The sequence below is a fragment of the Knoellia pratensis genome, from assembly GCF_042666395.1.
In the GTDB taxonomy this organism is placed as follows: domain Bacteria; phylum Actinomycetota; class Actinomycetes; order Actinomycetales; family Dermatophilaceae; genus Knoellia; species Knoellia pratensis.
On record NZ_JBHTDJ010000004.1, the window covers coordinates 601,646 to 622,566 of the forward strand.

General features: G+C 67.8%; 19 protein-coding genes. 9 read left to right on the plus strand and 10 right to left on the minus strand.

Features of this window, described 5'->3' with window-relative positions:
* The first annotated feature begins 6 nt into the window (after nucleotides 1-6).
* From tal to pgl, 5 genes are read left to right on the plus strand one after another with little or no spacing between them, the layout of a single operon-like run.
* The gene (gene tal, locus ACFQRE_RS19125) at nucleotides 7-1,131 is read left to right on the plus strand and encodes a transaldolase (RefSeq protein WP_380125513.1); all 1,125 of its coding nucleotides are present in this window, start codon (nucleotides 7-9) and stop codon (nucleotides 1,129-1,131) included.
* Nucleotides 1,128-2,849 (plus strand): glucose-6-phosphate isomerase, encoded by a 1,722-nt coding sequence (locus tag ACFQRE_RS19130; RefSeq protein ID WP_380125515.1) that lies wholly within the window; start codon nucleotides 1,128-1,130, stop codon nucleotides 2,847-2,849. The genes tal and ACFQRE_RS19130 overlap by 4 nt, the downstream gene beginning before the upstream one ends.
* Nucleotides 2,849-4,393 carry a glucose-6-phosphate dehydrogenase gene (gene zwf, locus ACFQRE_RS19135; RefSeq protein WP_380125517.1) on the plus strand — a complete coding sequence of 515 codons (1,545 nt, stop codon included), beginning with the start codon at nucleotides 2,849-2,851 and terminating at the stop codon, nucleotides 4,391-4,393. Before ACFQRE_RS19130 ends, zwf begins: the two co-directional genes overlap by 1 nt.
* Before the next feature lie 55 nt (nucleotides 4,394-4,448).
* Nucleotides 4,449-5,591 carry a glucose-6-phosphate dehydrogenase assembly protein OpcA gene (locus ACFQRE_RS19140; RefSeq protein ID WP_380125519.1) on the plus strand — a complete coding sequence of 381 codons (1,143 nt, stop codon included), beginning with the start codon at nucleotides 4,449-4,451 and terminating at the stop codon, nucleotides 5,589-5,591.
* A 13-nt stretch (nucleotides 5,592-5,604) separates the two neighbouring features.
* Entirely contained in the window at nucleotides 5,605-6,357 is a 753-nt protein-coding gene (pgl, locus tag ACFQRE_RS19145) for a 6-phosphogluconolactonase (protein WP_380125520.1), read from the plus strand.
* Nucleotides 6,358-6,491: 134 nt separating this feature from the next.
* On the opposite strand, the gene ACFQRE_RS19150 is transcribed toward pgl, so the two are convergent.
* From ACFQRE_RS19150 to ACFQRE_RS19195, 10 genes are all read right to left on the minus strand, one after another.
* Nucleotides 6,492-6,842, minus strand: coding sequence for an RNA polymerase-binding protein RbpA (locus ACFQRE_RS19150; RefSeq protein WP_380125522.1), 351 nt, complete (start codon nucleotides 6,840-6,842; stop codon nucleotides 6,492-6,494).
* A 41-nt stretch (nucleotides 6,843-6,883) separates the two neighbouring features.
* The gene (secG, locus tag ACFQRE_RS19155) at nucleotides 6,884-7,129 is read right to left on the minus strand and encodes a preprotein translocase subunit SecG (protein WP_380125524.1); all 246 of its coding nucleotides are present in this window, start codon (nucleotides 7,127-7,129) and stop codon (nucleotides 6,884-6,886) included.
* Between the two features lie 87 nt (nucleotides 7,130-7,216).
* On the minus strand, nucleotides 7,217-8,026 hold the full coding sequence (gene tpiA / locus ACFQRE_RS19160) for a triose-phosphate isomerase (protein WP_380125526.1): 810 nt from the start codon (nucleotides 8,024-8,026) through the stop codon (nucleotides 7,217-7,219).
* Nucleotides 8,027-8,040: 14 nt separating this feature from the next.
* On the minus strand, nucleotides 8,041-9,252 hold the full coding sequence (locus ACFQRE_RS19165; protein WP_380125528.1) for a phosphoglycerate kinase: 1,212 nt from the start codon (nucleotides 9,250-9,252) through the stop codon (nucleotides 8,041-8,043).
* Nucleotides 9,253-9,288: 36 nt separating this feature from the next.
* Nucleotides 9,289-10,293: a type I glyceraldehyde-3-phosphate dehydrogenase gene (gene gap, locus ACFQRE_RS19170; protein WP_380125530.1), complete on the minus strand. Its 1,005-nt coding sequence runs from the start codon at nucleotides 10,291-10,293 to the stop codon at nucleotides 9,289-9,291.
* A gap of 140 nt (nucleotides 10,294-10,433) precedes the next feature.
* Nucleotides 10,434-11,414 carry a DNA-binding protein WhiA gene (gene whiA / locus ACFQRE_RS19175; RefSeq protein WP_380125532.1) on the minus strand — a complete coding sequence of 327 codons (981 nt, stop codon included), beginning with the start codon at nucleotides 11,412-11,414 and terminating at the stop codon, nucleotides 10,434-10,436.
* A gap of 23 nt (nucleotides 11,415-11,437) precedes the next feature.
* Entirely contained in the window at nucleotides 11,438-12,391 is a 954-nt protein-coding gene (locus ACFQRE_RS19180; protein WP_380125534.1) for a gluconeogenesis factor YvcK family protein, read from the minus strand.
* Nucleotides 12,388-13,299: an RNase adapter RapZ gene (gene rapZ / locus ACFQRE_RS19185; protein WP_380125536.1), complete on the minus strand. Its 912-nt coding sequence runs from the start codon at nucleotides 13,297-13,299 to the stop codon at nucleotides 12,388-12,390. The genes ACFQRE_RS19180 and rapZ overlap by 4 nt, the downstream gene beginning before the upstream one ends.
* Complete coding sequence (uvrC, locus tag ACFQRE_RS19190) at nucleotides 13,292-15,247, minus strand: excinuclease ABC subunit UvrC (RefSeq protein WP_380125538.1); 1,956 nt, start codon at nucleotides 15,245-15,247, stop codon at nucleotides 13,292-13,294. The genes rapZ and uvrC overlap by 8 nt, the downstream gene beginning before the upstream one ends.
* Nucleotides 15,248-15,343: 96 nt before the next feature.
* Nucleotides 15,344-15,826 (minus strand): Rieske (2Fe-2S) protein, encoded by a 483-nt coding sequence (locus ACFQRE_RS19195; protein WP_380125540.1) that lies wholly within the window; start codon nucleotides 15,824-15,826, stop codon nucleotides 15,344-15,346.
* Nucleotides 15,827-16,070: 244 nt separating this feature from the next.
* On the opposite strand from ACFQRE_RS19195, the gene ACFQRE_RS19200 reads away from it, so the two are divergent.
* The 4 genes from ACFQRE_RS19200 (at nucleotide 16,071) to ACFQRE_RS19215 (ending at nucleotide 20,921) form a co-directional block, all read left to right on the plus strand.
* Complete coding sequence (locus ACFQRE_RS19200) at nucleotides 16,071-17,285, plus strand: branched-chain amino acid ABC transporter substrate-binding protein (protein ID WP_380125542.1); 1,215 nt, start codon at nucleotides 16,071-16,073, stop codon at nucleotides 17,283-17,285.
* Nucleotides 17,286-17,395: 110 nt separating this feature from the next.
* On the plus strand, nucleotides 17,396-18,319 hold the full coding sequence (locus tag ACFQRE_RS19205) for a branched-chain amino acid ABC transporter permease (RefSeq protein ID WP_380125544.1): 924 nt from the start codon (nucleotides 17,396-17,398) through the stop codon (nucleotides 18,317-18,319).
* Entirely contained in the window at nucleotides 18,316-20,061 is a 1,746-nt protein-coding gene (locus ACFQRE_RS19210; protein ID WP_380125546.1) for a branched-chain amino acid ABC transporter permease, read from the plus strand. Before ACFQRE_RS19205 ends, ACFQRE_RS19210 begins: the two co-directional genes overlap by 4 nt.
* Entirely contained in the window at nucleotides 20,058-20,921 is an 864-nt protein-coding gene (locus tag ACFQRE_RS19215; protein ID WP_380125548.1) for an ABC transporter ATP-binding protein, read from the plus strand. The genes ACFQRE_RS19210 and ACFQRE_RS19215 overlap by 4 nt, the downstream gene beginning before the upstream one ends.

The window sequence follows — 20,921 nt, forward strand, 5'->3', positions numbered from 1 at the left end:
GTTCTCATGACTGACAACACCGCCCTCAAGGACCTCGCCGACAACGGCGTCTCCATCTGGCTCGACGACCTGAGCCGCGAACGGCTCACGTCGGGCAAGCTCCAGGAAGTCATCGACACCAAGGGCGTCGTGGGAGTCACGACCAACCCCTCGATCTTCCAGGTGGCCCTGTCCGACGGTGAGAGCTACAGCGAGCAGGTCGCCCAGCTCGCCGCCGACAAGAAGACCCTCGACGAGGCCGTCACCGCCATGACGACCCAGGACGTCCGCGACGCCTGCGACGTCCTCCTCCCCGTCTTCGAGGCGACCGACGGCCTCGACGGGCGCGTCTCCATCGAGGTCGACCCTCGACTCGCTGCCGACACCGAGCAGACGGTGGCGCAGGCGAAGCAGCTGCGCGACCTCGTCGACCGTCCCAACCTCCTCGTCAAGATCCCGGCGACGATCGAGGGGCTCCCCGCGATCACCAAGGTTCTCGCAGAGGGCATCTCGGTCAATGTCACGCTGATCTTCAGCCTCGATCGCTACCGGGCGGTCATGAACGCCTTCCTCACGGGCGTCGAGCAGGCCCGCGAGGCCGGCAAGGACATCAGCACGCTCGAGTCGGTCGCGTCGTTCTTCGTGTCGCGCGTCGACAGCGAGGTCGACAAGCGTCTCGACGCCATCGAGGGCGAGCACGCCGAGACCGCCAAGGGACTCAAGGGCAAGGCCGCCATCGCCAACGCGCGACTGGCCTACCAGGCCTACGAAGAGGTCTTCTCGACCCCGCGCTGGAAGAACCTCGAGGCCGACGGAGCCAAGCCCCAGCGTCCACTGTGGGCGTCCACGGGAGTCAAGGACCCGGCATACCCCGACACGATGTATGTCACTGAGCTCGTCGCCCCGGGCACCGTCAACACGATGCCCGAGAAGACGCTCGACGCGGTCAAGGACCACGGCGAGATCACGGGCAACACGATCGAGGGCACCTACGAGGAGTCCGCTGAGGTTCTCGACGTGCTCGAACGTCTCGGCATCTCCTACTCCGAGGTCACCGCGCTGCTCGAAAAGGAAGGCGTGGACAAGTTCGAGAAGTCGTGGGGAGAGCTGCTCGACGGGCTGCAGTCCGAGCTCGACAAGGCCTCTCGATGAGCAGCCTCGAGATCACCGCCCGCGGCGCCGCCGCTGACGCGATCGCGACCCTCGTCCCCCAGCTCGTGAAGGACGAGGTCGCGAGCAGGCTCTTCGCCAAGGACGCCACCCTGTGGGGCAAGGACGCCGAGGAAGAGGCCTCCAAGCGCCTCTCCTGGGTCAGTCTCCCCCGGTCCTCGCGTCCCCTGCTGGGCGAGATCGCCGCGCTGCGCGAGGAACTGCACGGTGAGGGCGTGTCCCGGATCGTCCTGTGCGGCATGGGCGGGTCCTCGCTGGCGCCCGAGGTCATCTGCGCCACGGCTGGTGTCGACATCGTCGTCCTGGACTCGTCAGCGCCTGACGTCGTCCGTCGCGTCGTCGCCAAGGACCTCGAGAAGACGGCCGTCGTCGTCTCCTCGAAGTCGGGTGCCACCGTCGAGACCGACTCGCAGCGACGTGCGTTCGAGCAGGCGTTCGCCGTCGCCGGCATCGACGCCACCCGCCGCATCATCGTCGTCACCGACCCGGGCAGCCCGCTCGATGGCGAGGCTCGCACCGCAGGCTTTCGCGTCATCAACGCCGACCCCGACGTGGGCGGGCGCTACTCCGCCCTGACCGCGTTCGGCCTCGTGCCATCAGGTCTCGCCGGTGCTGACATCGGCGCCCTCCTCGACGACGCCGAGGCCGTGGCCGACCTGCTCGCCGCCGACGACGAGGGCAACCCTGCACTGCAGCTGGGGGCCGCCATGGCTGGCACCAAGCCCCTGCGCGACAAGCTGGTCCTCGTCGACGCCGGAACCGAGAATGTCGGTTTCGGTGCCTGGGCCGAGCAGCTCATCGCCGAGTCCACTGGCAAGGACGGCACGGGCATCCTCCCGGTCGTCGCCGATGGTGATGCCCCCAAGCACGCGTATGCCGATGCCAATCTCGTGCGCCTCGTCGCCACGGGTGGCGACGAGGACTTCGACGACGACCTCACGACCGATGTGGAAGGCAATCCCCGCCACCCCGACTCGATCGCTGCCGAACAGCCCGGCCCCGGCGACTCCCTCCCCCAGGAGAACGTCGGCGACAGCGGCTCGGTCATCACCGTCGCCGGAACCCTCGGTGCCCAGCTCCTCCTCTGGGAGGTCGCGACGGCGGTTGCAGGTCGACTGCTCGACATCAACCCCTTCGACCAGCCCGACGTGGAGAGCGCCAAGAAGGCTGCGCGCGGTCTGCTCGACCAGGCCGGCACGGCCGCCGAGGAACCGGCGTTCGTCGACGGATCGGTCGAGGTTCGCACTCTCGGGGGTGACTGGCTCGGTGACGCACCGACGCTGCCGGCCGCCGTCGCCGCACTGCTCGGCCAGCTCGACGAGTCGAGCGGCTACGTGGCCGTCATGGCCTACCTCGACCGTGAACAGGACGCCGACCTTGAGCACGTGGCCCGCGCCCTGTTCGACCACACCGGTCGCCCGGTGACCTTCGGATGGGGTCCGCGATTCCTCCACTCCACCGGGCAGTACCACAAGGGTGGACCCGCCAACGGCGTCTTCATCCAGGTCACTGCCGCTCCCGAGGAGGACCTCGCCGTCCCCGGACGCGACTTCACCTTCGGGGAGTTCATCGCGGCCCAGGCCGGTGGCGACGCCCAGGTCCTCGCCGAACACGGCCGCCCCGTCCTCCGCCTTCACCTGACCCAGCACGGCCGCGGCCTGAGTCAGGTGCAGTCGGCCCTCACGACACCAGGAGCTTGATGAGTCCGTCCCGGATCACAGCCACCCACAATCCTCTTCGGGACCCGCGAGACAAGAGGCTCCCCCGCATCGCGGGCCCGTGCAGCCTCGTGCTGTTCGGGGTCACGGGCGACCTCGCCACCAAGAAGCTCATGCCGGCGATCTACGACCTCGCCAACCGCGGTCTGCTCCCCCCGGGCTTCTCGCTCATCGGGTTCGCCCGTCGCGACTGGGCCGACCAGGACTTCGGCAAGATCGTCTACGAGTCGGTCAAGGAACGTTCCCGCACACCGTTTCGTGAGGACGTCTGGCGTTCGCTGAGCGAAGGCATTCGCTTCGTCCCCGGCACGTTCGATGACCCCAAGGCCTTCGACCTGCTCGCCGAGACCGTGCGCGAACTCGACGAACAGCGAGGCACCGGGGGCAACCACGCCTTCTACCTCTCCATCCCGCCGTCGTTCTTCGCGACAGTGTGTGAGCAGCTCAAACGGTCCGGGCTGTCGACGCCCCCCGAGGGTTCCTGGCGGCGCGTCGTCATCGAGAAGCCGTTCGGTCACGACCTCAAGAGCGCCCGCGAGCTCAACGAGATCGTGGCCGAGGTCTTCCCTGCCGACTCGGTCTTCCGGATTGACCACTACCTCGGCAAGGAGACCGTCCAGAACCTCCTGGCCCTGCGCTTCGCCAACCAGATGTTCGAGCCGGTCTGGAACAGCCACTACGTCGACCACGTCCAGATCACGATGGCCGAGGACATCGGCATCGGCGGGCGAGCCGGCTACTACGACGGCATCGGCGCCGCCCGCGACGTCATCCAGAACCACCTCCTGCAGCTGCTCGCCCTCACGGCGATGGAGGAGCCGGTGTCGTTCGATGCCGACCACCTGCGCAGCGAGAAGGAGAAGGTGCTCTCTGCGGTCCGCCTCCCCAAGGACCTGACCAAGGGCACCGCCCGTGGCCAGTACGCCAAGGGCTGGCAGGGCGGAGAAGAGGTCATCTCCTACCTCAAGGAGGAGGGCGTCGGCGCACGTTCCACGACCGAGACGTATGCCGCGGTCAAGCTCGAGGTCGACACCCGCCGTTGGGCGGGCGTCCCGTTCTACCTGCGGACCGGCAAGCGTCTTGGCAAGCGGGTCACCGAGATCGCCGTGGTCTTCAAGAAGGCACCACACCTGCCCTTCGCCGACACCGCGACAGAGGAACTCGGACAGAACGCCGTCGTCATCCGGGTCCAGCCCGATGAAGGTGTGACGATGCGCTTCGGTGCCAAGGTCCCCGGCGCACAGATGGAGGTGCGCGACGTGACGATGGACTTCGGCTACGGCCGGGCCTTCACCGAGAGCTCCCCCGAGGCCTACGAGCGACTCATCCTCGACGTGCTCCTCGGCGAGCCCCCGCTCTTCCCCCGGCACGAGGAGGTCGAGCTCTCGTGGGAGATCCTCGACCCGATCGAACAGTTCTGGGCCAAGACCAAGGGCGGCATCGACCAGTACGAGTCAGGCACCTGGGGCCCCCCGAGCGCTGACGAACTCATGAGCCGTGACGGCCGCGAATGGAGGCTCCCGTGAACACCCCAAACAGTTCTCCGCTCGTGCCTCGCTTCAATACTGATCGGGGACCCCGGTGATCGTCGACCTGCCCAGCACATCGACCGTCGACATCTCCAAGAAGCTGGTTCGGCTTCGCTCCGAGACCGGCTCCATGGCGCTGACGCGTGTGCTCACCCTCGTGGTCGTCGTCGACGAGAACGACGCCGACGCGGCCATCCAGACCGCCAACGACGCCAGTCGTCAGCACCCGTGTCGCATCATCGTCGTCGTCATCGCCAACCGTCGGGGCGCCTCCCGGCTCGATGGCCAGATCCGGATCGGTGGCGACGCCGGCGCGAGCGAGGTCGTGGTCCTGCGGTTGTTCGGACCGCTCGCCTCGCACGGCCGCGCCGTCGTCACCCCACTCCTGCTGGCCGACGCCCCGATCGTCGCCTGGTGGCCGACCGAAGCCCCCAAGGACCCGGGGGCCGACCCCATCGGCGAGATGGCTCAGCGCCGGATCACCGACGTGTCCCGCTCCAATGGAGCACCCAGGGCGCCTCTGGCCCGCCTCGCGGCGGCCTACACCCCCGGTGACACGGACCTGGCCTGGTCACGGATCACCCTGTGGCGGGCCCTGCTCACCGCGGCCCTCGACCAGGCGCCGTTCGAACCGGTCACGGCTGTGACGGTCACCGGCGGCACCGACTCCCCATCCGCGATGTTGCTGGCCGGCTGGTTGTCCAAGCGTCTGCGGTGCCCCGTCACGCTCGTCCCATCGCGCAAGGGCACCGGCATCATCAGCGTCCGACTCGACCGACCCAGCGGGCCACTCGATCTCGTCCGTCCTCAGAACGGCACCACGGCGACGATGTCGCAGGCCGGTCGCCCGGAGCGGACCATCGCACTGCCTCCGCGCAGCGACGCCGAGTGTCTGGCCGACGAGCTGCGCCGGCTCGACCCCGATGAGGTCTACGCGGAGGCGCTGCGGCAGGGGCTCGACGGAGTCAGCCACAGCCGCCGCACGTCCACCGAGGCCCAGCGCGAGGGCATCACCCCCTCGGTGGCCGAGTCACGCCAAGACGCCGCTCGCATCCGACGCGAGTCGAAGGTCAGCACCAGCGCCGCAATGGTGGAGGCCTCGATGCCCGAGAAGACCGACGACCCCACGCAGGTCAAGAAGGCCGCCGCCACCCAGCTCGACAAGGTTCGGGCCAAGCGCAAGAAGTCATCCTGAGAGGACCGACCTCATGACCGGATCCCACGAGATCAACCAGGCGCGCGACGTTGACGTCATCGTGCACCCCGGCAAGCAGGAGCTCAGTGACGCGATCGCGGCGCGACTCCTCACGGCCATCGCCGACGCCCAAGCCGCTCGGGGCGTCGTGCACGTGTCGCTGACCGGAGGCTCGCTCGGCTCTGACCTCTGGACGTCCATGCTTGCCCTTCCCGCGCAGTCGGCCGTCGACTGGTCACGTGTCGAACTGTGGTGGGGCGACGAGCGCTACCTGTCCGCCGGCGACAAGGACCGCAATGATGTCCAGAACGACGCGGCAGGTCTGGCCTCGCTCCCCCTCGACCAGGCCCGCGTCCACCGGGTCCTGGGACCGGAAGCCTCGGACAGTGCGGAAGCCAGCGCCACGGCATACGCAGAGCTGTTGCGTGCCAGCGGCGCGGGTGCCTTCGACGTCATGATCCTCGGCGTCGGTCCCGACGGGCACGTCGCCTCGCTCTTCCCGGGGCACCCGGCCCAACTGAGTGTCGACGCCCTCGCGATCGCGGTGCACGACTCCCCCAAGCCCCCGCCGGACCGGGTCAGCCTGACCTTCGAGGCCCTGCGACGGTCGCGTGAGGTGTGGTTCATCGTGGCCGGCGCCGACAAGGCCGAGGCCGTGGCCAACGGTGTCGCGGGCGCGGATCCCTCCGTGAACTCGGCTGCTCAGGTCAAGGGCGAGCAGCGCACCCTCTGGCTCATCGACGCGGACGCCGCCCAGAACCTCTGAGCACACAGAACGACTTTGTGCCTTCCCGGACAACTCGCTGGAGCTCGCCGTCGGAACCGTCCTTTCGACTTCGTGCCCTTCCCGGACAACTCGCTGGAGCTCGCCGTCCGGGAAGGGCACAAAGTCGAAGGGTGCTACTGGATGAGACCGCGCTCTCGCAGTGACCCGAGCGCCTCGTCAAGGATCGCTTCGCCGTCCTTGTCGGAGCGACGCTCCTTCACGTAGGCGAGGTGCGTCTTGTAGGGCTCGACCTTGGTCGCAGCCGGCGGGTTGTCCTTGTCCTGACCGGCGGGCAGGCCGCAGCGGGGGCAGTCCCAGGTCACGGGTATCTCGAGGTCCAGGTCCTGCGCGAAGCTCGGGCGGGTCTCGTGCCCGTTGGAGCACCAGAACGACAGCTGGATCCGGGGGGCCGACTCGCCGCGCTCGGCCTCACCCATCGGGCCGGCGCCGACGCGGCTGCCGCGGATTGCGCTACCACCAGACATCGACATCGCCTTCTCTCTCGTTCAGGAAGTGATTCTTCAGGTCAGGTTGCGAAACGGTCGAGGACGCCGAGACCGACGATCGCCACGAACCACACGACCGCCACGGCGTACGTGATGCGGTCGAGGTTGCGCTCAGCGACGGAGGAGCCGCCGAGGGACGTCGACATCCCACCGCCGAACATGTCGGAGAGCCCGCCACCCTTGCCCTTGTGCAGGAGGATCAGAAGGGTGAGGAAGAGCCCACCAAGGACCAAGAGGACCTGGAGGCCGATTTTGACCGCTTCCACGGTGCTCCTTCGGTAGTTGACTGTGACTGTCTCGACGCGTGCACGCGTCACCCGACGAGGGCGCGCCGCTACAGGATACCTGTCGCGTCAGCCCGTCTTGAGATGGTCGCGGTAGCGGCAGATCGAGGCGAACTCTGCGGGGTCGATCGAGGCGCCTCCGACAAGAGCGCCATCGACGTCGTCCTGGCTCATGATCGCCGCGACGTTGCCCGACTTCACGGAGCCGCCGTAGAGGATGCGGACGCGGTCGGCGAGGTCGCCGGAGTACAGCTCGGCAAGGGCCGTGCGAATGGCGGCACAGACTTCCTGCGCGTCCTCGGGGGTCGCGACCTCGCCAGTCCCGATGGCCCACACGGGCTCGTAGGCGATGACGATGCTCGCGGCTTTGTCGGCGGGCAGGCCGTCGAGGCCAGCCCGCACCTGGGTCAGGACGTGCTCGACGTGGGTGCCCGCCTGGCGGATCTCGAGGCCCTCACCGACGCAGAAGATCGGGGTCAGGCCGTTCTCGTATGCCGCCGCGACCTTGGCCTTCACCGTCTCGTCCGTCTCGCCGTGGTACTCACGACGCTCGCTGTGTCCGACCGCGACGTAGGTGCAGCCGAGCTTGGCCAGGAAGGCGCCGCTGATCTCGCCGGTGTAGGCACCGTTCTTGTGCTCGGAGAGATCCTGGGCGCCGTACTTGAGGTGCAGGCGATCACCGTCGACGAGCGTCTGCACGCTGCGCAGATCCGTGAACGGTGGCAGCACGGCGACCTCGACGGCGCCATGGTCGTGCTTGGCGTCCTGGAGCGTCCAGTCGAGCTTCTGGACGAGGTGCGTCGCCTGGAGGTGGTCGAGGTTCATCTTCCAGTTGCCCGCCATGAGCGGGACGCGCTGGGTCGAGGTCTTGGCAGCCATGAGTGTCTGTCCGTTCAGGATTCGTCGAGAACAGCGAGGCCGGGGAGGTCCTTGCCCTCGAGGTACTCGAGGCTGGCACCCCCACCGGTGGAGATGTGTCCGAACTGGTCGTCGGTGAAGCCGAGCTGGCGCACGGCTGCAGCCGAGTCGCCGCCACCGACGACCGTGAGTGCGCCGTCAGCGGTGATCTCGACGAGAGCCTTGGCCAGAGCGGCCGTACCCGCTGCGTACGGTTCCATCTCGAAAGCGCCCATGGGCCCGTTCCAGAAGACCGTGCGGCAGTCCGCGAGCTTCTGGGCAAAGAGCTCTGAGGACTTCGGCCCGATGTCGAGCCCCATCCGGTCGGCAGGGATGGCGTCGATGCCCACGACCTCGTGGTCGGCATCGGCCGAGAACTCGGTGGCTGCGATGACGTCCACGGGCAGGACGATCTCGACGCCGCGCTCCTGCGCCTGGTCGAGGTAGCCCTTGACGGCCTCGACCTGGTCCTGCTCGAGCAGGCTCTTGCCGACCTCGTGGCCCTGGGCCTTGAGGAAGGTGAAGACCATCCCACCGCCGATGAGGAGGCGGTCCGCGGTCTGGATGAGGTTGTCGATGACCGCGAGTTTGTCGGACACCTTCGCGCCGCCGAGCACCACGGCATACGGGCGTTCGGGTTCGGTCGTGAGTCGACGCAGGACGGCGACCTCGGTCTCGACGAGACCACCCACGGCCGACGGAAGGAGGCGGGCGACGTCGAAGACGGAGGCCTGCTCCCGGTGCACGACACCGAAGCCGTCCGACACGAACACGTCGGCGAGCGCGGCGAGCTGGCCCGCGAACTCGGCGCGGTCCTCGGCAGTCTTGCCGGTCTCCCCCGCGTTGAAGCGGAGGTTCTCGAGCAGGACGACGTCGCCGTCCGTCGCCCCAGCCACGGCGGCCTGCGCGCTCTCGCCCACAGTGTCGGTCGCGAAGACCACATCGCACCCGAGCAGCTCACCGAGGCGAGCAGCCACTGGTGCCAACGAATACTTGTCCTCCGGCGCACCCTTGGGGCGCCCGAGGTGGGCGCTCACGATGACGCGCGCACCCGCCTCGGACAATGCCTTGATCGTGGGGACCGACGCGATGATGCGCCCGTCGTCCGTGATCGTGGTGCCCTCGAGGGGAACGTTGAGGTCGGACCGGACGAGGACGCGCTTGCCCCGCAGGTCGCCAGTCGAGAGCAGGTCGGCGAGCGACTTCATGTCAGACAACTCCGTGTGTGGTGTTCGGCTCGGGGGTCAGAGCGAAGTGCCGACGAGCGTGACGAGGTCGGCGAGGCGGTTGGAGTAGCCCCACTCGTTGTCGTACCAGCCGACGACCTTGACCTGGTTGCCGATGACCTTGGTCAGGCCCGAGTCGAAGATGCACGACGCCGGGTCCGTCTCGATGTCCTTGGACACGATCGGGTCCTCGGTGTAGACGAGGATGCCCTTGAGCGGACCCTCGGCGGCCTTCTTGATGGCGGCGTTGACCTCTTCGACAGTGGTCTCGCGACCGGCCTCGAAGGTGAGGTCGGTGGCCGAGCCGGTCGCGACCGGCACGCGCAGTGCGTAGCCGTCGAGCTTGCCCTTGAGTTCGGGGAGGACGAGGGCAACCGCCTTGGCGGCACCGGTCGTCGTGGGCACGATGTTGAGCGCGGCGGCCCGGGCGCGACGGAGGTCGCTGTGCGGACCGTCGTGGAGGTTCTGGTCGCCGGTGTAGGCGTGAATGGTCGTCATGAGCCCCTTGACGATGCCGAACTCGTCGTTGAGGACCTTGGCCATCGGCGCGAGGCAGTTCGTCGTGCACGAGGCGTTGGAGATGATCGTGTGGGTCGCTGCGTCGTAGTCGCCGTCGTTGACGCCCATGACGATCGTGACGTCCTCGTTCTTGGCGGGCGCCGAGATGATGACCTTCTTGGCGCCGTTGTCCACGTGGACCTTGGCCTTCACTGCGTCGGTGAAGAAGCCGGTCGACTCGATGACCACATCGGCGCCCAGCTCGCCCCACTTGAGGTTGGCGGGGTCGCGCTCGGCGAAGACCTTGAAGGTCTTGCCGTTCGCGGTGATGTCGGTGTCGGTGGAGGTGACGTCACCGTCGAACCGACCGAGGATCGAGTCGTACTTGAGCAGGTGGGCCAGCGTGGCGTTGTCGGTGAGGTCGTTCACGGCAACGATCTCGATGTCGGCGCCGGACGCGATCACTGCGCGGTAGAAGTTGCGGCCGATGCGGCCAAAGCCATTGATGCCAACGCGGACAGTCACGAGCAGTCTGCCTTCCGAGAGGGAGGGTGCGTGGGGGCGACCACGTCACCGGGGTACGTCGGACAACCCTAGTGCCGCGTCCTGCCGTGCTCCCTCAGAGGTCCGGCGTACGGTCAAGTAACCGTTTCCGCATGCCCGCCTCAGGTGTCGAGCATGTCCGGCGTGAGATCGGCGTCCGTGCCGGGGAGGCCCATGTCCTCGGCCCGCTTGTCGGCCATGGCGAGCAGCCGCCGGATACGACCGGCGACAGCGTCCTTGGTCATCGCCGGTTGGGCGAGCTGGCCGAGCTCCTCGAGCGAGGCCTGCTTGTGCTGGAGACGGAGCTGCCCGGCCTCGCGGAGGTGGTCGGGGATGTCTTCGCCGAGGATCTCCAGCGCGCGGCCGACCCGTGAACCTGCCGCCACCGCTGCACGGGCGGACCGGCGCAGGTTCGCGTCGTCGAAGTTGGCGAGACGGTTGGCCGTGGCCCGAACCTCGCGACGCATGCGCCGTTCCTCCCAGGCGAGCACCGCGTCGTGGGCACCGAGCCGGGTGAGCATCGCGCCGATCGCGTCGCCATCGCGGATCACGACCCGGTCGATGCCGCGCACCTCGCGAGCCTTGGCCTGGATGCCGAGGCGACGGGCAGCCCCCACGAGGGCCAGCGCAGCCTCCGGACCGGGGCAGGTCAGTTCGAGCGCCGAGGAGCGACCGGGCTCTGTGAGCGATCCGTGAGCGATGAACGCCCCGCGCCACGCCGCCTCGGCGTCACAGACCGATCCGGACACGACCTTCGGCGGCAGACCACGCACCGGACGGCCGCGGCCGTCGATGAGCCCGGTCTGTCGCGCCAGTGCCTCGCCGTCCTGGACGACCCGCACGACGTAGCGACTCCCCTTGCGCAGTCCGCCGGCAGCGAGCACGAGCACCTCGGGCGTCTGCCCGTAGAGCTCGTGGATCTCGCGCCGCAACCGACGCGCAGCGTTTGCCGTGTCGAGCTCGGCCTCGACCACGATGCGTCCCCCGATGATGTGCAGCCCGCCCGCGAACCGGAGGGTGGCGGCCACCTCGGACTTGCGGCAGCAGGGCTTGGTCACCTCGTGGCGGCTGAGTTCGTCCTTCACCTTCGCCGTCATTGCCATGCCGGTCATCCTGCCACGCGTCATCAGGGGCGGCGTCCTGAGCCAAGAACGTCCTGCAGTGCCGCGGCCAGACGGAGCCGGTCGTGCTCCTTGGGTGACGTGGAGACGGCGACCCGATGGATGTGCAGCTCGGCGCCAAGGGCGCGGCAGACGGCCGCGAGTTCCGCCTCGTCGTCGACGACGGAGGGGTCGGCGAGCACGGCGTCGAGCCGAATGCCCGGTGCGTGTGCCGCGAACGACTCGAGGTGGTGGATGGCACGGAAGCCCGCGGTCTCGTTGGTCACCATCTCGAGGTTGAGGACGAGCAGTCGCTGGGCACGGGTGACGGCCAATGCTTCGGCGACGTCGGGGACGAGGAGGTGCGGCATCACAGAGGTGAACCATGAGCCGGGGCCGAGGACGACCCAGTCCGCGGCCCGGATGGCCGCGATCGATTCCGGGTATGCCGGTGGGCTGGCCGGGACGAGCCGCAGATCGCGCACCTTGCCCTTGGTCGTGGCCACCTGAGCCTGCCCACGGACCAGGGTCACGGCGTCGGGTTCACGCGGATCGGCGCCCACGACATCGGCCTCGATGTCGAGTGGCACGGATGCCATCGGCAGGACCCGCCCCCGGGCGTTGAGCAGTCGGCCGACGAGCTCGAGGCCGGCGACCGGGTCCTCGTGCAGCTCCCAGAGGGCGACGATCAACAGGTTTCCGAGGGCGTGTCCACCGAGCGGTCCCGTGCCCTCGAAGCGGTGCTGCAGCACGTCGCGCCACGTGTGTCCCCACTCCGTCTCCTCACAGAGCGCAGAGAGCGCCATGCGCAGGTCTCCCGGAGGCAGGACGCCGAACTCACCGCGCAGTCGACCGGAGGACCCGCCGTTGTCGGCGACGGTGACGATCGCCGTGATCTCGTCGGTGACGAAACGCAGAGCGGCAAGGGATGCCGCCAGACCGTGCCCACCACCGAGCGCGGCAACGACCGGGCCACTCACTCGCGCCCCAGGTCACGGTGGACGAGGAAGGTTTCGATGCGGTTCGAACTCAGTCGTTCGGCCAGGGCCTCGGCCATGGCGACCGACCGGTGCTTGCCGCCGGTGCACCCGATGGCGAGTGTGACGTAGCGCCGGCCCTCCGAGTGGTAGCCGCGCGTCACGGGCTCCATGAGGGCGACCACCCGGTCGAGGAACTCACCGGCCTCGGTCTGGCCCAGCACATGGGCGGACACCTCGGGGTCGCGCCCGTCGAGCGATCGCAGCTCGGGCACCCAGAACGGGTTGGGGAGGAAGCGCATGTCGAAGACGAAGTCGGCATCGAGGGGGACGCCGTACTTGAAACCGAACGACAGCAGAGCAAGTCGCAGCGAGGGTCCGTCGCCGGTGCCGAACAGTGGCGCGACCTTGCGGGCGAGCTGGTGCACGTTGAGCCCAGAGGTGTCGACGACGATCTGGGCCCGAGAGCGCAGGTCGCGCAGGATCTCGCGCTCGTGCTGGATGCCGTCGAGGAGTCGACCCTCGCCCTGGAGCGGGTGTGGCCGCCTGACCGACTCGAACCGCCGCACCAGGGCCTCGTCGGTGGCGTCGAGGAAGAGGAGCTGCGGCGTCCACCCCGTGGCCTTGAGGTGCTGGGCGGCGTCCTCGAACTCGGTGAAGAAGTGCTGGCTCCGGACGTCGACGACCGCAGCGATCTTGATCTCGCGACCCTCGGCGCGCGCCTGGTTGCCGAGCTCGGCCATGGACACGAGCAGTTGGGGCGGCAGGTTGTCGACGACGTACCAACCCTGGTCCTCCATGACGTTGGCCGTCGTGGACCGCCCGGCCCCACTCATGCCGGTGACGATGATGAAGTCGGCACCGGTGGCCACGGCGGGCTCCGGAGCGTCGGGGACGGGACTCTCAGGCATTGCTGCCCCTCTCGTCGTCGAGGATCTCGCCGGTCATGAGGTTGACCGTGGGTTCTGCGGGTGCGCCGGTCAGCTCGCGCTGAATCGTTTCTGCCAGCGTAGGACCGATTCCCTTGACTTCACCGAGTTCGTCCAAGGTCGCGGCCCGGATCCGCTTGACCGAGCCGAAGTGCCGCAGCAACGACTTCTGCTTGACGTCCCCGAGGCCGGGTATGCCGTCCAGTGCCGAGTTCGTCATGGCCTTGCTCCGCCGTTGGCGGTGGAACGTGATGGCGAACCGGTGGGCCTCGTCACGCAGCCGCTGCAGCAGGTAGAGACCCTCGCTGGTTCGCGGCAGGACGACCGGGAAGTCCTGACCCGGGACCCACACCTCCTCGAGTCGTTTCGCGAGTCCGACGACCGCGACGTCGACGATGCCGAGGTCCTCGATCGCACGTGCCGCGGCGTTGACCTGCGGCAGACCGCCGTCGACGACGACGAGCTGCGGCGGGTAGGCGAACCGCGTTGGCCTGCCTGTCTCCTCGTCGCGACCCTGCGGCTCGTCACGGTCCTTGAGGTAGCGGCGGAAACGACGCGTCAACACCTCGTGCATCGCGGCGGTGTCATCCGTTGCACCCGTGACCTCGTCACCTCGCACGATGAACCGGCGGTACTCGCCCTTGCGCGCGAGCCCGTCCTCGAAGACCACCATGGATCCGACGACCTGGGTCCCCTGGACGTGGCTGATGTCGTAGCACTCGATTCGCAGCGGCGACTCGTCGAGGGCGAGGAACTCCTGAAGCTGCTGCAGCGCCTGCGACCGTGCGGTGAGGTCGCCGGCACGAGCGACCTTGTGCCGGGCCAGGCTTTGCTTCGCGTTGCGCTCGACCGTCTCCATGAGCGTCTTCTTGTCACCGCGTTGCGGGACGCGCAGGTCGACGCGACTCCCCCGCAGACCGGACAGCCACTGGCCCATCGAGTCGGAGTCGTCGGGCAGCACCGGCACGAGCACCTCGCGCGGCACCGACTCGCCCTCCTCCCCGCCATACAGCTGCTGGAGAAGGTGGCCGACCACTTCGGGAACGGTCTCGAACTCCTTCTCGGCCACCCACCCGCGTTGGCCGCGGATACGCCCGCCACGGACGTGGAAGACCTGGACCGCGACCTCGAGCTCGTCGTCGGCGAGGGCGAACACGTCGGCGTCGGTGCCGTCGCCGAAGACGACGGCCGACTTCTCGAGGACACGCTGGAGGGCACCGATGTCATCACGCAGTCGCGCGGCGGTCTCGAACTCGAGCGCGTCCGACGCGTCCCGCATCTGCCGCTCGAGTCGCTTCATGAACTTCGTGCTCTCCCCGGCCATGAAGTCGCAGAACTCCTCGGCGATCTGCCGGTGGGCCTCGGCGTCGACCCGGCCGACACAGGGCGCTGAGCACTTGTCGATGTAGCCGAGCAGGCAGGGTCGCCCAACCTGGCTGGCCCGCTTGAAGACCCCCGTGGAGCACGTGCGGACCGGGAACACACGCAGGGCCTGGTCGAGGGTCTCGCGGATCGCCCACGCGTGCGCATAGGGCCCGAAGTAGCGAGTGCCCTTGCGTTTGGCCCCGCGCAGCACCTGCGCCCGCGGGAACTCCTCGCCCATCGTCACGGCGAGGTAGGGATAGGACTTGTCGTCGCGGTACTTGACGTTGAAGCGCGGGTCGAACTCCTTGATCCAGGAGTACTCGAGCTGGAGCGCCTCTACCTCGGTCAGGACAGTGGTCCACTCGACGCTCGCGCCGGCCATGACCATGGAGGCTGTGCGCGGGTGCAGCATCCCGACGTCCTGGAAGTAGGACGACAGCCGGGGGCGAAGCGACTTCGCCTTGCCGACATAGATGACCCGCCCGTCCTTGTCCCGGAACCGGTAGACACCCGGATCGGTCGGGATCTCTCCCGGCCGGGGACGGTACGTCGACGGATGAGCCACGCCCCAACCCTAGGTCGCGGCACCGTCAGTCCCGTACGGCACCGCCGTGACCACACGGCATACCCGCAAAGCCACGGACCCGTGTGCGCTGAACTCTCAGGTCACGCTGATGCCGTCGGCCCCGACGGTCACGGACTTCGCCGGCAGGCCGGAGGTGGCCGGGCCGGCCTTCACGTCTCCCGTGGCAATGTCGAACTTGCTGCCGTGGCACGCGCAGTTGATCGTGCCGTCCGCGACACCCGACACGGTGCACCCCTGGTGGGTGCAGACGGCGGAGAAGGCCTTGTACTCACCAGCTGTGGGCTGCGTGATGACGACCTTGGCGGAGTCGAAGATCTTGCCGCCGCCGACCGGGATGTCAGCCTTCTTGGCGAGATCGCCCGCGGCACTGGCCGCGCCCGAAGCCGCCGAGGAGGCTGCGTCCGCGACGTCGTCCGCGCTCGTGCCGCACGCTGTCAGTCCAGCCCCGGCGATGGCCACGGCTCCGACCGCGCGCAAGGCCTCGCGCCTGCCGCAACACGCCATCGGCGCCACGTCGTTCTGGGTCGTTGCGTCGTGGGTGTCCAGTGCTTCTGCCATGGTTCTCAACCTCTCGTCCGGCGCTTGCGTTCATACGGTCCTGCGCCAGTATGCCGATGGTTTCTGTTCCTCACCTGTGAGGATCACACAAGGAATTGTGCAAATTGACCTTGGTAACGACTCGGCACAATCTGCGTCAACGTGCCCGGAAAGGGTGCGTGGCGTGGCTATTGTTCGGGTGCTCGCACACCCGTCGCGAGCTCCTCGGCACCTTGCCGCGGGAGAAGAAGTTTCAGGAGGAAACGTGGCTCAGCGTTCCGTCATGACCATGGGTGCATCGCTGCTGGTGGCCTCACTCGCACTGGCCGGGTGTGGATCCCGCGGCGACGACAACACCGACACCGGCACCACCGGCGGCGACGCCAAGGTCGCCAAGATCGGCGTCATCGCGCCCCTTTCGGGCGACCTGTCCGCTCTCGGCAAGGGCATCCAGCACTCCGTCGAACTTGCCGTCAAGCAGGCCAACGACTCCAAGGCCATCCCCGGCTGGACCCTCGAGGTCGAGGCCGCGGATGACGAGGGCAAGGCAGACGTCGGCAAGAACGCCGCAACCAAGCTTGCTGGGGACGACCAGGTCATCGGCGTCGTCGGCAACCTCAACTCGAGCGTCAGCCAGCAGACCCAGCCGGTCTTCGCTGCCGCCAACATCACCCAGATCTCCCCCGCCAACACCGGCCCCGCGCTGACCCGCGGCGCAGACGGGAACGCGCGTCCCTACAAGACGTTCTTCCGTACCTGCACCACGGACATCGCGCAGGGTGGCTTCGCGGCGAAGTTCCTCATCGACCAGGGCATCAAGACGGTCGCGACGATTCACGACAAGAAGACCTACGGCCAGGGCCTGGTCAACTACTTCACCGAGGCCTACAAGGCTGCGGGTGGCACGGTCGTGGCCGCCGAGACGATCAACCCGGACGAGTCCAACTACGCCCCGGTCGTCTCCAAGGTCGCCCCGTCCAAGCCCGGCGCTGTCTTCTACGGTGGCGAGTACCCGCAGGGTGGACCCCTGTCCAAGCAGATGAAGGCGGGCGGCCTCAACGTCCCCCTCATGGGTGGCGACGGCATCTTCGACCCGAAGTTCATCGAGCTCGCGGGCTCGACGTCCAACAACGACCTCGCCACCTCGGTCGGCGAGCCGACCGACGCCAGCGAGGCCGGCAAGAAGTTCCTTGCTGAGTACGAGGCAGCCAAGTACGCCGAGCCGTCCGCGGCATACGGCGGCTACTCCTACGACGCCGCGAACGCCATCATCAACGCGCTCAAGGTCTCGCTCAAGGACGCCAAGGACGCCAAGGACGCTCGCGCGGCGACGGTCGAAGCGGTCGGCAAGGTCTCGTTCGACGGTGTCACCGGCAAGGTCTCGTTCGACGAGTTCGGCGACACGCTCGTCAAGGTCATCACCGGCTACAAGGTCGACGGCGGCAAGTGGGTCTCGGTCAAGTCAGAGAACGTGAGCTGAACCGACGAAGTCCGACACACGCTGACGTAGTTGCTTCAAGCAGGGGCGGGCACGTGCTCGCCCCTGCTTGAATGTGCCAGCCCCCTATACAGAGAGGTGCCGGTTCTGCGATGACCGAGTTCCTGCAACAGATCGTGAACGGCTTGACCATTGGGTCGCTGTACGCGCTGATCGCCGTCGGCTACACCGTCGTCTACGGCATCGTCCAGCTCATCAACTTCGCCCACGGCGAAGTCTTCATGATCGGCTCCTTCGGCGCCCTTGCCACTTGGTCGGTCCTGTTCAAGGGCCAGACCGGGTTGTGGGTGCTGCCGATCATGCTCATCGGCGCCGTCACCGTCTCCGTGGCCACTGCGGTCATCATGGAGCGCGTCGCCTACCGACCGCTGCGCAACGCGCCCCGCCTTGCGCCCCTCATCACCGCCATCGGCATCTCAGTGTTCCTCCAGGAAGCCGTCCGCCTGTTCTACCCGGGCGCCAAGAGCAAGCTGGTCTTCCCCGACATCGATGTCGTCACCGGATCAGCCCTGTCCATCGGTGGCCTCAGCATCCAGCGGGCAGCGATCTTCACCATCGGCGCGCTGGTCATCTCGGCGATCGTGCTGTGGTTCTTCGTCAACCGCACGCGGCTCGGCCAGGGCATGCAGGCCGTCTCGCAGGACCCTGACACGGCTCAGCTCATGGGCATCAACGTCAACCGCATCATCGTCATCGCGTTCGCCGTCGGTGCGGCGCTCGCGGCGATCGCCGGCGTCGCCCAAGGCCTGCTCAACTCCAACATCGACTTCCGCATGGGCTTCCTTGCCGGACTCAAGGCCTTCACGGCTGCGGTCCTCGGCGGAATCGGCAACATCCAGGGGGCCGTCGTCGGCGGCCTGACGCTGGGCATCGCCGAGTCGATGGCCACCCAGTTCATCCCCGGCCAGTTCGGCGGATCGGCATGGAAGGACGTGTGGGCGTTCGTGCTCCTTATTCTCGTGCTCGTCTTCAGGCCCCAGGGTCTCCTCGGCGCAAGGGTGGTGGACCGCGCATGAGCACCTCGACGACTGACCTCACGCACGACCACGACCACGACGCCGCCAAGCTGCCCCTCCTCGAGCGATTCCCCGGCCGCGGCAGCACCGCCGCCTGGCCGCTCGGCGTCGTCGGCGCCGCCCTGCTCGTCATCGGCTCTCTCCTCTCGTGGAGCCACGACGGGAGCGTCCTCGGCGACCTGTCCGTCGACTTCTATCCCAATGGGCTCCAGATCTCCGCCATCGCGATCGGGGTCGTCGCGCTCCTCTTCCTGCTGGCCCGCCGGGGCCCGCTGAGGGGTCTGGGTGAATGGCTCGACACTGCCGGCGCTGTTCGCGTTCTCGGCGTGGGCGCCGTCGCCTACATGGTGGTGACGCTTGGCTCCATCGCCTACCAGACTGGCGCCATCCTCAACGTCAACCCCGGCGGCTGGATCTGTCTAGTGGGAGCCCTTCTCCTGCTGGCGTCCGGGCTCATGCTCGTGTCCGGCACGCACCGCGACCCCCTCTTCGCCAAGACGTCCTCCTGGCTCGAGATCATCACGATCATCGTGATGATGGCGCTGGTCCTTTTTGGGGCGGCTTACGCCCTGGGTGTCGACGATGCGATGGGCTTCGCGCTCTTCCTGATCTTCGCCGCCTCCGTCGCCTTCGCCCTGGCCAAGGCCGGCGCGTTCACCTGGGTCGGCCTCATTGCCCAGAAGAACCGTCCGGTGCTCATGCTCGGCGCCTTCGCCGTCGCGTTCCTCTTCCCGTTCACCCAGGGCGGGTCCGACGAGAACATGTCGATCGCCACCCAGGTGCTGATCTTCGCGGCCACTGCGCTCGGCCTCAACATCGTCGTCGGGCTCGCGGGACTACTCGACCTCGGCTACATCGCCTTCCTCGGCGCCGGTGCCTACGTGGGTGCCACCCTGTCGACCTCGGCCTTCGCGACGATCGGCTGGAAGCCGCCGTTCATCGTTGTCGTCCTCGTCGGCGCTTGTTTCTCGGCATTGCTCGGGCTCATCATCGGGTCGCCAACGCTTCGGGTGTCCGGTGACTACCTCGCCATCGTGACCCTGGCCTTCGGCGAGATCTTCCGGTTCACCATGGGCAACCTCGACGGCGAGAACGGCCCGGACCTCACCAACGGCCCCAACGGCATCCCCGCCATCCCCGAGCTGAAATTTGGCTCGTTCGACTTCGGGCAGCCACATGAAATCGCCGGGATCACCTTGGGTCGGTTCGCGAACTACTACTTCCTGCTCCTCGTCCTGGCGGCGTTCATCATCCTTGTCTTCACCCGCCTCAACAACAGCCGCATCGGCCGCGGTTGGGTCGCGATCCGTGAGGACGAGAAGGCGGCTGAGGCCATGGGCGTCAACGTCTTCGGTCTCAAGCTGTTCGCGTTCGCCGGTGGTGCTTTCCTCGCCGGCATGGCAGGCACGGTCAAGGCGCACCACGACGTCTCGGTGAGCCCCGACCAGTACATCTTCCTGGAGTCGGCGTTCCTGCTCGCGGCGATCGTCCTCGGCGGCATGGGCACCGTGGCTGGTGTCCTCGTCGGCGCCACGATCCTCAAGCTCCTCCCAGAGAAGCTGCGCGACCTGGCCGACTACCGACTCCTGATCTTCGGACTCGTGCTCGTCCTCATGATGCGCTTCCGTCCGGAGGGCCTCATCGCGAGCCAGCGTCGCAAGCTCGAGTTCCACGAGGACGACGAAGGGCTCGCCGAACGACTCCAAGAAGTCCATCTCGAGGAAGAGGAGGTCAAGGCATGACCATCATCGAGACTCCCCCACCCACCGAGCCCGCAACGGTCGGCGCGCCCATCCTCGAGGCTCGCGGCGTGACCATGCGCTTCGGTGGACTCACGGCTGTCAAGGACGTCGACATGACCGTCCACGAGGGCGAGATCGTTGGCCTCATCGGCCCCAACGGTGCCGGCAAGACGACGTTCTTCAACTGCCTCACGGGGCTCTACAAGCCGACCGAGGGCGTCGTCACGCTGGGCGGCGCCGTCCTTCCACCCAAGCCGCGCGCGGTCGTCATCGCCGGAATGGCCCGCACCTTCCAGAACATCCGGCTCTTCGCCAACATGACGGCGCTCGAGAACGTCATGGTCGGTCGCTACTGCCGCACGAGCTCGATGGCGCTGACCTCGATCCTGCGTGGACCGAAGTTCCGTCGCGAGGAGGCGGCCACCCGTGAACGTGCCCAGGAGCTCCTCGAGTTCGTGGGCCTGGGCAAGTCCTCCGAGCTGCTCGCCCGCAACATGCCCTACGGAGACCAGCGCCGGCTCGAGATCGCTCGTGCCCTCGCCACCGACCCCAAGCTCATCCTTCTGGACGAACCCACGGCCGGCATGAACCCGCAGGAGACCAGGCAGGCGAGCGACCTCATCTTCCGGATCCGCGACAGCGGGCTGGCGGTCGTCGTCATCGAGCACGACATGCGGTTCATCTTCAACCTCTGCGACCGCGTGCTCTGTCTCGTGCGCGGGGAGGTTCTCGTCCAGGGAACGCCGGGCGAGGTTCAGTCCGACCCTCGCGTCATCGATGCCTACATCGGCGGCGGCGACGACGAGGACGACGATGAGGCGCCCAGCCCATCCGCCGAGAAGACGGAGGACCAGCAGTGA

Bases quoted from the DNA above. Each gene is read 5' to 3' on its own strand.
- tal (WP_380125513.1), top strand. From the start codon at position 7: ATGACTGACAACACCGCCCTCAAGGACCTCGCCGACAACGGCGTCTCC.
- ACFQRE_RS19130 (WP_380125515.1), top strand. From the start codon at position 1,128: ATGAGCAGCCTCGAGATCACCGCCCGCGGCGCCGCCGCTGACGCGATC.
- zwf (WP_380125517.1), top strand. From the start codon at position 2,849: ATGAGTCCGTCCCGGATCACAGCCACCCACAATCCTCTTCGGGACCCG.
- pgl (WP_380125520.1), top strand. From the start codon at position 5,605: ATGACCGGATCCCACGAGATCAACCAGGCGCGCGACGTTGACGTCATC.
- ACFQRE_RS19150 (WP_380125522.1), bottom strand. From the start codon at position 6,842: ATGTCTGGTGGTAGCGCAATCCGCGGCAGCCGCGTCGGCGCCGGCCCG.
- tpiA (WP_380125526.1), bottom strand. From the start codon at position 8,026: ATGGCTGCCAAGACCTCGACCCAGCGCGTCCCGCTCATGGCGGGCAAC.
- ACFQRE_RS19165 (WP_380125528.1), bottom strand. From the start codon at position 9,252: ATGAAGTCGCTCGCCGACCTGCTCTCGACTGGCGACCTGCGGGGCAAG.
- whiA (WP_380125532.1), bottom strand. From the start codon at position 11,414: ATGGCAATGACGGCGAAGGTGAAGGACGAACTCAGCCGCCACGAGGTG.
- rapZ (WP_380125536.1), bottom strand. From the start codon at position 13,299: ATGCCTGAGAGTCCCGTCCCCGACGCTCCGGAGCCCGCCGTGGCCACC.
- ACFQRE_RS19195 (WP_380125540.1), bottom strand. From the start codon at position 15,826: ATGGCAGAAGCACTGGACACCCACGACGCAACGACCCAGAACGACGTG.
- ACFQRE_RS19205 (WP_380125544.1), top strand. From the start codon at position 17,396: ATGACCGAGTTCCTGCAACAGATCGTGAACGGCTTGACCATTGGGTCG.
- ACFQRE_RS19210 (WP_380125546.1), top strand. From the start codon at position 18,316: ATGAGCACCTCGACGACTGACCTCACGCACGACCACGACCACGACGCC.
- ACFQRE_RS19215 (WP_380125548.1), top strand. From the start codon at position 20,058: ATGACCATCATCGAGACTCCCCCACCCACCGAGCCCGCAACGGTCGGC.